General features: G+C 60.1%; 12 protein-coding genes. 7 read left to right on the plus strand and 5 right to left on the minus strand.

Annotation, left to right across the window (positions count from 1 at the left end; genetic code table 11):
• Positions 1-196 precede the first annotated feature (196 nt).
• The gene (locus LEPTO7104_RS36900; RefSeq protein ID WP_017298859.1) at positions 197-577 is read left to right on the plus strand and encodes a hypothetical protein; all 381 of its coding nucleotides are present in this window, start codon (positions 197-199) and stop codon (positions 575-577) included.
• Between the two features lie 15 nt (positions 578-592).
• Here LEPTO7104_RS36900 and LEPTO7104_RS0112200 read toward each other — a convergent pair whose 3' ends face one another.
• Complete coding sequence (locus LEPTO7104_RS0112200; protein ID WP_017298860.1) at positions 593-940, minus strand: hypothetical protein; 348 nt, start codon at positions 938-940, stop codon at positions 593-595.
• 23 nt (positions 941-963) lie between these two features.
• Positions 964-1281 carry a hypothetical protein gene (locus LEPTO7104_RS0112205; RefSeq protein ID WP_017298861.1) on the minus strand — a complete coding sequence of 106 codons (318 nt, stop codon included), beginning with the start codon at positions 1279-1281 and terminating at the stop codon, positions 964-966.
• 746 nt (positions 1282-2027) lie between these two features.
• Between LEPTO7104_RS0112205 and LEPTO7104_RS0112210 the strand changes: the two genes are divergently transcribed.
• Together LEPTO7104_RS0112210 and LEPTO7104_RS33620 are read left to right on the plus strand one after the other, a co-directional pair.
• Positions 2028-3623, plus strand: a complete 1596-nt coding sequence (locus LEPTO7104_RS0112210; protein ID WP_017298862.1) for a helix-turn-helix domain-containing protein — start codon at positions 2028-2030, stop codon at positions 3621-3623.
• Positions 3624-3977: 354 nt separating this feature from the next.
• Positions 3978-4622, plus strand: a complete 645-nt coding sequence (locus tag LEPTO7104_RS33620; protein ID WP_040696579.1) for an HAD hydrolase-like protein — start codon at positions 3978-3980, stop codon at positions 4620-4622.
• 13 nt (positions 4623-4635) lie between these two features.
• Here LEPTO7104_RS33620 and LEPTO7104_RS0112220 read toward each other — a convergent pair whose 3' ends face one another.
• Entirely contained in the window at positions 4636-6468 is a 1833-nt protein-coding gene (locus LEPTO7104_RS0112220) for a mechanosensitive ion channel family protein (RefSeq protein ID WP_017298864.1), read from the minus strand.
• Positions 6469-6662: 194 nt separating this feature from the next.
• Positions 6663-7796 carry a TPM domain-containing protein gene (locus tag LEPTO7104_RS0112225; RefSeq protein WP_017298865.1) on the minus strand — a complete coding sequence of 378 codons (1134 nt, stop codon included), beginning with the start codon at positions 7794-7796 and terminating at the stop codon, positions 6663-6665.
• A 254-nt stretch (positions 7797-8050) separates the two neighbouring features.
• Between LEPTO7104_RS0112225 and LEPTO7104_RS0112230 the strand changes: the two genes are divergently transcribed.
• From LEPTO7104_RS0112230 to LEPTO7104_RS0112245, 4 genes are all read left to right on the plus strand, one after another.
• Entirely contained in the window at positions 8051-9142 is a 1092-nt protein-coding gene (locus tag LEPTO7104_RS0112230) for a hypothetical protein (RefSeq protein WP_017298866.1), read from the plus strand.
• A gap of 161 nt (positions 9143-9303) precedes the next feature.
• On the plus strand, positions 9304-9717 hold the full coding sequence (gene arfB, locus LEPTO7104_RS0112235; RefSeq protein WP_017298867.1) for an alternative ribosome rescue aminoacyl-tRNA hydrolase ArfB: 414 nt from the start codon (positions 9304-9306) through the stop codon (positions 9715-9717).
• 206 nt (positions 9718-9923) lie between these two features.
• Positions 9924-10541 (plus strand): DUF3177 family protein, encoded by a 618-nt coding sequence (locus LEPTO7104_RS0112240; RefSeq protein ID WP_017298868.1) that lies wholly within the window; start codon positions 9924-9926, stop codon positions 10539-10541.
• Positions 10542-10637: 96 nt separating this feature from the next.
• Positions 10638-10931, plus strand: a complete 294-nt coding sequence (locus LEPTO7104_RS0112245) for a DUF7734 family protein (RefSeq protein WP_017298869.1) — start codon at positions 10638-10640, stop codon at positions 10929-10931.
• Between the two features lie 50 nt (positions 10932-10981).
• On the opposite strand, the gene glmU is transcribed toward LEPTO7104_RS0112245, so the two are convergent.
• The gene (gene glmU, locus LEPTO7104_RS0112250; protein ID WP_017298870.1) at positions 10982-12355 is read right to left on the minus strand and encodes a bifunctional UDP-N-acetylglucosamine diphosphorylase/glucosamine-1-phosphate N-acetyltransferase GlmU; all 1374 of its coding nucleotides are present in this window, start codon (positions 12353-12355) and stop codon (positions 10982-10984) included.
• Between the last annotated feature and the right edge of the window lie 69 nt (positions 12356-12424).

Here is a 12424-nt window from a genome sequence, read left to right on the forward strand (position 1 = left end):
CCCACAACCAAAACCCAGCCAGCCGAACACCCCCCCCACCTCCCCCATCTCCCCCATCTCCCCCACCTCCCCACGCATCCACGCATCCACGCATCCACGCTCCACGCCCCATCTCCCCCATGCCCCCACGCATCCACGCCCTACGCCCCCTCACCCCCACCCCCACCATGCCAAACCCCACCCCCTCCCCCCCTGCATGTTCAACCTAGAAGGCACCCTTCTCGGTTTCATTGGCGGCAACTCGAGCAGGCCCAAGGCCATCGTGCTCGGCGTTGAAGACGAGCAAATCGCCATCACCCTGCCGAAGGAACTGCGCCCTTTCATTACTCGCTCGGTCAGCGCAGGCGATCGCCTGCGCTGCATTGGCTCCACCCAGGTTGATTTTCAAGCCGGAGTGATCAGGCTCAAGTCGCATCAGGTCTTTGTTTTGCCCCCTGTGGAGCAGGAATCTCCCCCCGTCTCCGCCGTACCCGCCCAACCCAGGGCCAGCTCCCCCGGCCAGCGTTTAGCGAGGGTGCCGCGCCTCGCGGACACTCCCTTCTACGTCCGGGTGAGCCGAAATAAAGGCCGAAAATAGGATTTGGTACTGGCTTTAAAGCACGCCCTGTTCATTGACGCGCACGTCCAGCGGCGCGCCGGTGCTCGACGGCGAGTAAACCCGAATTTTGGCCTGGGGGCTAAACCTGGCCAAAAAATGCGCGATCGCCGTCAGGCGGCTGAGCACGCGCCAGTTTCGCAGCGCGTCGGGGCAGTAAATTACGAGCATCGGCACGTTGGCCAGACTTATGGACCAGCGACACTCCATCAGCAGCGACTGAAGCGAGCCTTCGCAGGCTTCAAAAAAATACCGGCTGGTGGACAGCTCTAGCTGGCGGCGCAAAACAGCATCCGCATCCGACAGAGCGTCAGGCGGCAAATCTTCCGGTGGCAGGGGCAGCATGGGTATTCGAAACGGTAAGGGGGTCAAAGGGTGTTGCCCGCCCGCTCCACGGCAACGGCGCGGGCAATAGGGTCGGGGAATTCTTGCAAATCGGCGTCTTCCCCGGCGGGCATAGGCGATACAAAGGTGTAGCAGGGGTCGCACTGGCCGATGTCAAACACCTGGAGCACCCATTTGTCGGGCAGACCTTCGACCCCAATTTCTACCGCGTACCACTCGCTGCCGGTCTCGCGGGTCGAGAGAACCGAGAAGAAGTCCTGGTCCTCTTCAGGAATCTCCAGGTCTGCCATGAGAAATGTCATTGCCAGCGATCCGGCATCGGTCGTTGTTAGCGTCAGCATGGGAGCATCTCCTTATTGATCAGCGGATGCGGCGATCGCCCCCGGCAGCGATCGCCCAAGGTCAGGCCCAAAGCCCGGCAGGCTGCGGGGCAGAGCCGCAGGCCACTTTAAATACAGCTATAAACCGCCGTAGCGGGCCGTGGAGCCGCTGGCTTTGCCCAGCAGAGAAATAGGTCAAATTAATGGAGAAAGACACCGGGCAAGCCAAAACGAAGGGCCTAAACCATCGGCCTGGGCGATCGCTCTTAGCCTGCGATCGCCGCAGAAATCTGGTTGATAAAGCTTGCACACTCTCTACCCTCCATTACCGGAGATTCGCCCCAAACATTCCGTATAAGCCGACACAAAAACCCCTAAAAAACGGCAAGGAGATTGTCTCTTTGTGTTTCAAAAAAGCGCCGCGCCAACGGGGCAGGTCGCCGCTCTGCGTAACAGAATATGTGCGAAAATTAAAGCTATGTAAAAAATCGTTTTGAGTTCGAAATAGTATGGTGGTTTCATGGGTTTCCAAGCCTAATTTTCGTAATTTCGCCAACCTTTTTCGGGCCTGAAAAGTGCCAACTGAACCCTATGCCGAAAACTATGAAATAAACCTTAAATAGTGTCGAGTGACATAAAAGAGCGTTCCCTTACTTGTTATTCCTTAAATCCAGCGGGCAGAAGCCTTCACACTGACGATTTTGGAGCGCCCTGGCGGCCTGCTCCACTGCACCCCAAAGCAAGTAAACTGTCGTTTTCTGCGGTCTATGGTTTACACCATCAAAGACGGTTGCATCCTGTGTGATAGCTGTCGACCTCAGTGCCCCCACGGGGCCATCAAGTCAGACGTCAATCAATCCGGCTACTGGATTGATCCGACCCTTTGCGACGGCTGCCAGGAGATGGAAGTGCCCCAGTGCGTTGAGGTGTGCAGCGTCGGTTCGCTAGCGCCGCTACAGCCTAAAAAAGGGCGCTGCAAGAGCAGTCTGCTGCCAGCGGCCATTCCCGATATTTTTCTAAATGGCAAGACCAACCCGTTTGCGTCATCCATGGTGGTTTGGGAAGCCTGCAATATTCTGGCTCAGCGCCAAACCCTGCCCTGGCAGACCGACGCCAGCGGCCATCGGTTTTATCAGCGCCCGGTGCACCGGGGCCGGGGAAAAATGCGGTTTCATTTGGCCGCCAGCCCTGAGGCCGCTGCCGCCCAACCTATCCCCCCCACCCCAGGGGAGTTCGACCCCAAACACCTCGACCTGCGAGCCGCCTGCGTCCACCTCATTTTTGCCGCCTACATCACCACCGTCGATTGCCCCTGGGAGACCCCCTTTGTGCTGAATGACCAGCACATCGAGCAGTACCTCGGCCTGGACAAGCGCAAAGATCTGACCAAACTTGAAAAGCTCACGCTGATCAAAGATTTAGTCCACCAGTGCTGCCAAATCTTGGTAACGATAGACTGGCCCCGCCAGGGCAAGGTACCAGCTTTCAGGCTAGATTCGCACCCAATTTGGCATTTGGAAGATACCCAGTACTATTTTGCTAAAGACAGTGAGGGGGCGCGCCACCTGATCGGTCTGAGCTTTACGGTGAGGGCAGGCCTGTGGGCCAGGCAGTTTCTCAACCAGCGAGACTACCGACGCCATACCGCGTTCTACCAGTACGGAACCTTACCCCAGTCGCTACTCTTAGAAGTCATGGGCAACTGGCAGCAGCACGAAGGCGCCGTGCGGCTGTTGCTGTGGTTTTTGTTTAAGCTGCGCCTGGGCAGCGATCAGCGCATAACCGTGAAAACCCTGCTGCGGATTGCCTATGGCGAACAGCGGGTACACGAAGCCACCACCGTGCGAGGAGCCCACAAGCGCCTGCTCAAAAGCTTCGAGAGCGATCTGGAAACCATTTACTACTACGGTCTCAAACCCGAGTTCGATCCAGAGACCTATCCCTCCGATATTCAGCCTCTCTGGGCCAGAGTCGCCGACATTCCCAACGATGCCGAGGCCGCCCTGGAATTCTGGGCCGAGGATGCCAATCAGGCCCTCAGCCTGACCGACAAAGCCCCCCGCGATAAGTGGCAGCGGCTGCTGAATGCCCGCTTGCTGGGGTTTGAGCTATCTGAGGAATGGCAGCGGACGGCAAAAGGCAAGATCACCAAGCAGCGGCAGCGCCGCCCCCAGGGAAGGCCGTCGCCAGGGCAGCTTTCGGGGCAGGATATCCGCACGGCCCGACAGCAGCAAAACGTCAGTCAACGGGCCCTAGCCGAACGGCTGGGCAAAAGCCAAAGCTGGATTCGCGATATAGAAAAGGGCCGCTTTAGCGTCAGCGCGGAGGATCAGGTTTTGCTTCGGCAGGCCCTCAACCTCTAGGTAAGGCGGCGCTACGCGATCGCTCAGGGCCGCCTCAATTGGTTGAGATCGCGGGGCAGAGATTCTCTGCGGGGGTGCATATTATTCTAGGATTTAGTAAGTAACCCAGGTACAGCTCGGGAGCTGGCGTTTTCTCCCAGGCAAAACTCTCCGGCTAAACTCGAATCAGGTTTGACGTCCTCAATGCCAGGTCTTTGGATGGATGAATCGAGGCAGGGGCTTGAGCGGAGCGGATAGATTGAGCCCAAAGCGAGGGAGTTTTGCACAGCCCTCATGCTTGCACAGCAATTGACTCGTCTGGTGTTTTTTGGGCGTTTTTTCCGGCATTTTTTTGGCGTTTTTGGTAAGTCCACTTTGACCACGTTTTTGTTTGACTTTGACGGTACCTTGGCAGACAGTTTGTCAACCATTGTGGAGATTACGAATCGATTAGCGCCAGAGTTTGGCTACCGTCCGACGCCCCCGGCGGAGGTTGAGGCCCTCAAGGGCCTCAGCGCCCGGCAGTTAATTCGGTATTCGGGCATTCCCGTGCTCAAAATTCCTGCGCTGCTGCGCCGCCTGAGGATAGAGCTACAGGCCCACAGCGACCAAATTGCCCCCTGTGTGGGCATACCAGCGGCCATTCGGCATCTGCACGCCCAGAACTATTCGCTGGCGGTAATCACGTCCAATACCCCTGCCATGGTCCATCAGTTTCTGGCCGCCCACGGCCTGGACAATTGCTTCATCAGCGTCGATGGCGGCGGCACGCTGTTTGGCAAGGGCAGGCTAATTGCCAAATGGCTGGACTGCCATCAGATCATGCCAGAAAAGACGGTCTATGTGGGCGACGAGGTGCGCGATATTCAGGCGGCTCGATTTGCGGGTATTCGTCCTATTTCGGTCACCTGGGGATTCAACAGCCGCGAGGCTCTGGCGGCGGCCCAGCCCGACTGGCTGGTGGATCACCCCGATACGCTGGGCGCGATCGCCGCTTCCCTATCCCGCCCAGAAGCCTGATGGATGCCTCTGGCTAACTCTCCTGATTAGATCGCTCTCTGGAATGGCCATTGACCTCGACAGCAGACGCCTCCAGGGCATAGGTCTGGCGAGGGGTACCAATCTCAATGTCGTTTTTCTCCAGCGCCTCGCGCACCCGAAACCGAAACTCTCGGCCCACCGCCCACTGCTGGGCCGGGGCGGTCTGAATCCAGGTGGTGATGGTCATGCCGCGGTGGGATACGCTGTCGATGCCCAGCACATCGGGAGCGACCAGCATTTTGTCTTGCCACTGGGGGTCGTCGTAGAGGCCCTGGGCCACCTCCCGCAGCACCCTGAGCGCCTTGGCCGGGTCGGTGTGGTAGGCCACATCAATGCTAAAGTTCACCCGCGACCAGGATCGCGTCAGGTTCTTCACCTGGACAATGGCGCTGTTGGGCAGAGTGACCAGTTCGCCGTCGCCGCTGCGCAGCTGGGTCACCCGCAGGTTGAGGTTTTCCACCAGCCCGGTGGTATCGCCCAGGTCGATCACATCGCCGATGGCGTACTGGTCTTCGGCCAAAATCAAAAAGCCATTCACCAGATCTTTGACCAGACTCTGGGAGCCAAAGGAAATCGCCAGGCCGAGCAGCCCGCCAATCGCCAGCACCGACCCGGTGGGAATGCCCAATCGGCCCAGGGCCGCCAGCAGCCCGGTGGTGGCAATCAGCACGGTGGCCAGACCCTTGGCCGCCCCGGCAATGGTGGAGATGCGCAGCTTGCGGCGCTGGGCGTCGCCCATATCAATCAGGCTGCTGAAGTCGTGGCTTTGCCAGGTGGCCTTGAAGCGATCGATGGTGCGGCGGCTGAGGCGAATGGCCAGCCCGGTAAAGAACCACACGGCCAAAAGTTCCAGGGGCTTGCTGAGCACATAGCCGCTGATGGCGGACAGGCCCGGCAGCTGGTTGGCCAGCTTAAATACGCCGATGTACCACATCAGCACAAGCAGCCAAAAGAGCAGCCACTGCAAAAAACTCCACAGGCCAAGCCGCCGGTCCAGGTTGAGGGTGTGCTTTAACCCCTCTAAAAAATGGGTTCGCTGCTGGATCAGGCGTTCTGTATCGGCCTGTTTTGGCACAGTCTGCTGCGGGTCAATCAAGGCCTCCTGGGCGGGGGCGGGGTCTAGATCGCGCTTGTGCTGGCGCAGAACCCGCTGCCGATGGCCAATGCCACGCTTGAGCAGGGCGACGGCGAGGGTCGCTACCACCATCCAGCACAGGGCGCGAAGGGATTGGCCAAGCGTGCTGACAATGGCGTCGCTGGAATACTGCTTGATGCCTTTGCGAATTTCGGTGTTGAGAATATCGCGCCATTCGGCGGCCAGGGCGTCGATGGGTTTGCCGTTGAAGTCGGCATCCTTTGCCGTTACCGAAACCAGGGTCAGCGGGCGGGGGTATTTATCATCCCGCACGTCGATGACGGTGACATTGTTGAGCCGCGCCACGGCTACCACCAGCGTCTTGAGATCCATGGTGCGGTAGGTAATAGCCAGGTTCAGGCGATCTTCAATTTGCTTGGCCCGCTGCTCTACGGGGGTGCCCGCCGCCGCTTTGCTGCGATCGTAGACCGTGGGAGAGGCGATGGTAAACAGGGTGCTGTTGTCTAGGGGCGATCGCACCGGGGCGGCCTCCAGATCGCCAAACCGAACCACGTCTTTGGGCAGGGCACTGCCATCCCGCTGGCCAAATCCATCGGGCAGGGAAAACTGGGCCGGGCTGGGTTGGGCTAGGGCCAGGGTGATGCCGCAGGCGAGCAGCAGGGCCAAGCCCAGGGCGAACCATCGCTTCAGGAACCGCAGACGGGAATGGAGAGAGGGTTTGTAGGTCATAGGCTGGAGGCCTGTAGCGTCGATACAGCTCGCATCACCACCCGCCTTCAAGCCCAAAATGGTCCTCAAAGAGGCCCAAAAGAGCCGAGATCACAGAGCTGCGATCTGCGGTGGGAGGGGCGTGCTTTGCACAGTGTAACGACTGCGGCCAAGCCGGTTTTTTAGAAGTCGCTGCCCCTGATTTTGGGCCTGGCTTACCAGCTGCCCGACGCCCCACCGCCCGAGGAGTGGCCGCCGCCGCCGCCAGAGCTGCTACTGCTGCTGCTGCTGCTGCTGGAGCTAGGGGGTTCGAGCCTGGGCAGGGTGCGGGTGTATTGGTGGGTGCGATCGCAAAACTTGCACACCTCGCTAATCTCAGCGGTGCCGGTGCTGTGATAAGTGGGTTGAACCACGGTGCGGCTGGTTGCCGACATGGTTTTGTGGCCGCAGCCGGGGCAATTCTGATAGCCCGAGGCCAAGTAGCTGTAGTCGAAAATAGCGTGGTGGCCGCAGCTGCGGCAGAGCCAAACGTCGTAGTCCACCGACTTGATCGCCTCTTCGGTGCGCTGGCCCGCGTTGAGGTACTGATCGTCGGCCTGCTCATCGAGGCGCTCCATGGCGCTCTGGCACTGGGGGCAGTGGCGCTTGTGGTAGCGTCGCCAGCGCCCCAGGGCAAACAGGCCCGAGCAGGCCCCCACGCCGCCCGCCGCCAGGCCGCCCCCGATCGCCACTCTGGGCGAAACCCAATCGAGCGGCAAATAGGCCAGCACCGGGTTGATCGACGGCGGCTGGGCGGGGTCAAAGTTTTGGGTAATCTCATTGACTCCGATCAAAATGCCCTGGGCCATGGCCCCCTGCTTGAACTTGGGCAGCATCGCGTCGTCAATGATGGCCTGGGCCACCCGGTCGTAGCTGCGATCGTAGCCGCTGCCCAGCTCGATGCGCACCTTGCGATCGCCGGGGGCAACCAGCAGCAAAATGCCGTCGTTGCGAGCGGCATCGCCAATGCCCCAGGTGTTAAACAGGCCGGTGGCAAAGGGTTGGATGGCGGTGTCGCCGGTCGGGTAGTCCTGAATGGAGTGAACGGTGAGCAGCACTGCGTGCACCCCCGTCTGGCTGCGAAACTGCGCCAGCTGGGCCTTGACCTGGGCCGCCTCGGTGTCAGTCAAGACCGCGCCGTAGTCGTTGACGTAGGGGTCTTGGAAGGACGGATAGCCCCCCTGGGCCACCAGGCCGCTCGACAGGCTCAGCATCAGGGCGATCGCGCCCAGCGCCCCCAGCAGCCAATGGCGACATCGGCCCAGCCCAGCTTTGCGGCGGTGGCGGGCGGTGGCAGAGTTGACAGACATGATTCCAGGCTCCTCAGCGAGGGACTGGGCTAAGCGTTCCCCATCGGATGCTGCGGCTTTACCTGGGCGCGATCGCCGCCCCCGTGCTGCTTCCCCCTACGGCCTTCCGTGACTGAGATCATCGCCGCCCCTGACCCACCGCACCCAACCCCGCTGGGAATCGGCAACCATCCCCCTGTAGATCTTTTTAGATAGATCTCTTTGGACAGAAACTCTCTTTAGACCGCCCCCCTTTGCCGCTAGCCCCCCACCCCATGACCCAATCCCTCAGCTGCCAAATTCCTCAGCCTGCCCCACAGCCCCAGTCCGCCCCGCTGCCCAGGTCCACTGCTGCAAAGACTCCCTCCTGGTGGCTGGGCATGGGCATTGTCCTGGGCAGCCTGGCGAGCTACTGCATCACCTATAGCGTCACCCAAAAGAGTACCGAACAGTGGTTTGCGGTACCCTTCGACACCGCCCAGCCATCGGCTCAGCCCCAGCCAAATGGCTTCGCTCTACCCCAGGCCGCCTATGCCAGGCCGTCAGACGCCTCCGCCACCCAGCCCTCAAATGCCATTGACACCATAGAAGCAGCCATCCTCGACAAAAAAGCCTACTTCGACACCGAAGCGGAGGCCTACCAGGGGCGGATGACGGCCCTAGAGACCAACCAGACAGAAATTCTGCGCGTTTCTAAAGCCCTAGGGGAGCAGCTGGCCAAGGCCCAACCCGCCTCAGACAATGCCAATCCAGAGCTGGCTGATGCCGTTCAGCAGCTCAGCACCCTGACCGCCCAAAACCTGGAGCTGCGAACGGTCGATGAAACGCCCCTCTCCTTGCGCAAGCAATCCTACGAGCAAATTCGTCTGCTAGAGCAGCTTGAGACCACCAAGCGGGGTGCCAAAAAGCACGCCAAACTGGCGCTACACTTCTACAGCCAGGGCAAAGCGGCGGTCATGGTATCGCTGGTGCTGGGCATTGCCGCAGGCTCCCTGGGCGTTTTGATTAGCCGCGAGGGCTGGGACAAATCGGACAATCGATTTATCTATTCGTTTGCGCTGCTATCGACCATGGCGCTGTTTTTTAACCAGCTGCCTCGAGTGCTGCAAAGCGAAGTCAACTTTCAAAACAACCGGGATATTTACCTGGGCTACCTGACCCTGAGCAACACCATTCACACCTACGTCGCCACCGAGAAAGGGGTGGGCGTCGATCCCGAAGCGCCCGATCGCTTTGAAGATCTGCAAACCAATCGGTTCATTCACTCGGTCGATGCCAAACTGGCCGAACTCAACCAGCTCAGAATCGGCATTGATGCGACTCAGCGGGTCGATATTTCCAACGTGCTCAATATCCCGGCGCGATAGCCCGATGCGGCCTGATGCGGCCTGATGCGGCCCGAAGCGATAGCTTCATGGCCTGCACCTGCGGCGTGAAATCAGTCGGCTGGGCGATCGCGCCTATGCCTTTGGCTCAGTTTTTTTAAGCTGGAGATGGGGCTATGGTGTAGGTAAACGCGCCCGATGCCATGCTGCAAATTACCCCACGCACCGCCATTCCCCTCAGCGACATCGAGCTGAGCGCCGTTCGCTCCCAGGGGGCGGGGGGCCAAAACGTGAACAAAGTCGCCACGGCCATTCACCTGCGCTTCGACATCCACGCCTCGTCGCTGTCGCCCCTCTACAAAGAGCGCCTGCTGGCCCTCAGCGACAGCCGCATCACCCAGGACGGCGTCATTATTATCAAAGCCCAGCAGCATCGCACCCAGGAGCAAAACAAAGAAGACGCCCTCCAGCGCCTCAAGACTTTGATTCAAAGCGTCACCGTTACCCCCAAAAAGCGCAAACCCACCAGGCCTTCCAAAAGCGCCCAGCGCAAGCGGCTCGACAGCAAAGCCAAGCGCAGCCAGATCAAAGCCCAGCGCGGCAACCTGCGCGACTAAGGGCACGCCCCACGACGGGGCCGCCACAGCCTGGGCTTGAAAACAGGTGCCCAAAGAAGTCGGGTCGGGTCAAATGCTACGCTATAGGCTGGTTTGGCAAGATGCCAGGCTCAATAGCTGCTGCTCTCATCCCCAATCGCTGTCAACCGAGCCACTGGATGCCATTGGTTTGGCCCCACAGCGGACGGCGACCTGAGAGCCAACCCATGGACTGTATCGCGATCGCCCCTATGCTAGAACCCTCGCTGCTGCGCGCCCTTGTGTGGACTGACTACCGCCTCGCCGTTTTGTTTACGGTGCTGGTGCCCCTGGTGCTGCTGATCTGGGCCTTTGTGCAAAAAAACGAGGCCATTCAGCACCTGCTGACGATCTACTGGAAGGTGGCCAGCCTGCTGATGATTACCGTCTATCTGATGATTGGCGGCTTTAGCATTAGCTTTGTGGCCGGGCTAATGGCGCGGGTGCTGATTCCGGTATCGCTGTGGTTTTGGGTCGATCTCAACGAAGAAATTCGCGAGCAGCCCGGCTCCGCGCTCAAGCTCATCTTTAGCGCCTGGCGCTGGGCGATCACCCTCTACAACATCATTGGCGGCGCAATTTTGCTGGGCTTTGTGCCCTGCGCTTTCTCGGGGGCGAGGTTTGGGGCCGCCGACTGCCAGGTTTGGCTAGAGCCACCGCTGCTGTACAAGGAGTACTTCCACGCTGGCTACACCAACGGCTTTTTGGGTTTCTTTGGCATTTTGGGCCTGGTGCTTTATATGGCCTCACTGGCCTGGTTTGTGTTCGTGCGCTTGGGTAAGCAGGGGCGTCAGGCGATTAACTAGGCAGTAGGGTAGGGGGGCGTGAGGCGTTGGGGCGTAGGGGCGTTGGAGCGTTGGAGCGTTGGGGCGTTGGGCGTGGGGGCGTGGGGGAATATCACGATGACTTTTGGTTTTCGGCTAGAGCAATACACCCTGAAGTACCCTCAACTGGTGCTGCGGATCGCGGCTGTCATTGACGGTGAGGAAGACGAGGTGCTGATTTTTCGCGGCTTCTCCAGTTCGCTGATGCACCCCACCGCCGCCGACCCGGAGGTGCCAGTGCTGCCCGAAACGGCAGACATTAAGGCGATTGACATCATGGCTGGCCCCTACAACCCCGCTGCGCCCCAGTATCTGCATCGCGGGCTGTCCTGGGCCGACATGATTCCCCTGTTGGAAGAGGCTGGAGTTTAACGGCTTTAGCGAGGGTGGGCAAGCTGCACGTTGCCTACCCCATCACCCATCTACTCCTCCCCCCTCTCCTCCCGCAGGTGCTTGGGCTGCCAGTTTTCGTGATTTTTTTGGGGCGCGCGGGAAACCACCAGGCAGTTGTCGGGGGCGTCTTTGCGCACCACCGAGCCAGCGGCGATGGTAACATCGCTGCCGATGGTGACGGGGGCGACGAGAACGCTGTTGGAGCCGGTTTTGGTGCGATCGCCAATCACGGTCGGGTGCTTCTTAAACCCATCGTAGTTGGCCGTAATCGTGCCTGCCCCCACGTTGACCTGGTTGCCCAGGGTGGCGTCGCCCAGGTACGACAGGTGGGCGACATTGGTGCCCGCGCCCAGGGTCGATTTTTTGATTTCCACAAAGTTACCGATGCGGCAGCCGTCGCCCACCACCGCCGTGCCGCGCAGGTGAGCGTAGGGGCCAACTCTAGCGCCACTGCCTACAGTACTGTCGCTCACCACCGAAAAGGCCACCGTGGCATGAGCGCCAATCTGGCTGTTCTCGATCAGGCTGCCGGGGCCAAGGCGGCTGCCCGTGCCCACGACGGTTTTGCCTCGCAGATGGGTTTGGGGTTCGATCACCACATCGGGTTCGAGCTGTACGGTGGTGTCAATGGTGGTGCTGTCGGGGTCAATCAGGGTGACGCCAGCGGCCATCCAGTGGTCCTTAATTCGGTCTTGGAGAATGGCGTAGGCCTCGGCCAGCTGCTTGCGGCTGTTGATGCCGAAAATTTCCTGACCATCGGCCACATCCACGGCCATGGCCGGGCTGAGGTCTTTGACCACGTCGGTGAGGTAGTACTCCTGCTGGTCGTTGTCGGCGCTGAGGTGGGGCAGCACCGCCATCAGCTTGGCCCAGTTAAAGCAGTAAACCCCGGCATTGATGCGGGGATTTTGGCGCTGGGCGGGGCTACAGTCGCGGTGCTCGACGATTTCGGTAATCAAATTTTGGTCGGTGCAGAAGACCCGACCGTAGCCGGTGGGGTCGGTAAACTGAGCGGTGAGCAGGGTGGCAGCGTTGCCATTGTCCCGATGGGTGTGGACCAGATTTTGAATCGTCTCGGCGCGCAGCAGCGGCACATCGCCATTGAGCACCAGCAGGTCGCCGTCAAAGCCTTCTAGATAGGGAATGACCTGCTGTACGGCATGGCCGGTGCCAAGCTGCTCTTTTTGCTCCACAAAGGTGAGGCCAGGGATGTGGGCCAGGGCGGCTTTGACCTGATCTTGGCCAAACCCGACCACAATCAGCGTGTGGCTGGGGTTTAGCGCCGCCAGTCCGTCGATCACCCGCTCTACCATCGATTTACCCCCCACCGAGTGCAGCACCTTGGGCAGGCTCGACTTCATGCGGGTGCCGCGCCCAGCGGCAAGAATGGCGACAGCAACCATGGGCGGGAAATTCCTTTGCGGGTAGTGGTCGAAGGGAGTATATCGCGGTTTGGGGAGGGGTGGGGAGGG

It is taken from the genome of Nodosilinea nodulosa PCC 7104, from assembly GCF_000309385.1.
Classification (GTDB): Bacteria; Cyanobacteriota; Cyanobacteriia; order Phormidesmidales; family Phormidesmidaceae; genus Nodosilinea; species Nodosilinea nodulosa.

Bases quoted from the DNA above. Each gene is read 5' to 3' on its own strand.
- LEPTO7104_RS36900 (WP_017298859.1), top strand. From the start codon at position 197: ATGTTCAACCTAGAAGGCACCCTTCTCGGTTTCATTGGCGGCAACTCG.
- LEPTO7104_RS0112200 (WP_017298860.1), bottom strand. From the start codon at position 940: ATGCTGCCCCTGCCACCGGAAGATTTGCCGCCTGACGCTCTGTCGGAT.
- LEPTO7104_RS0112205 (WP_017298861.1), bottom strand. From the start codon at position 1,281: ATGCTGACGCTAACAACGACCGATGCCGGATCGCTGGCAATGACATTT.
- LEPTO7104_RS0112210 (WP_017298862.1), top strand. From the start codon at position 2,028: ATGGTTTACACCATCAAAGACGGTTGCATCCTGTGTGATAGCTGTCGA.
- LEPTO7104_RS0112220 (WP_017298864.1), bottom strand. From the start codon at position 6,468: ATGACCTACAAACCCTCTCTCCATTCCCGTCTGCGGTTCCTGAAGCGA.
- LEPTO7104_RS0112225 (WP_017298865.1), bottom strand. From the start codon at position 7,796: ATGTCTGTCAACTCTGCCACCGCCCGCCACCGCCGCAAAGCTGGGCTG.
- LEPTO7104_RS0112230 (WP_017298866.1), top strand. From the start codon at position 8,051: ATGACCCAATCCCTCAGCTGCCAAATTCCTCAGCCTGCCCCACAGCCC.
- arfB (WP_017298867.1), top strand. From the start codon at position 9,304: ATGCTGCAAATTACCCCACGCACCGCCATTCCCCTCAGCGACATCGAG.
- LEPTO7104_RS0112240 (WP_017298868.1), top strand. From the start codon at position 9,924: ATGGACTGTATCGCGATCGCCCCTATGCTAGAACCCTCGCTGCTGCGC.
- LEPTO7104_RS0112245 (WP_017298869.1), top strand. From the start codon at position 10,638: ATGACTTTTGGTTTTCGGCTAGAGCAATACACCCTGAAGTACCCTCAA.
- glmU (WP_017298870.1), bottom strand. From the start codon at position 12,355: ATGGTTGCTGTCGCCATTCTTGCCGCTGGGCGCGGCACCCGCATGAAG.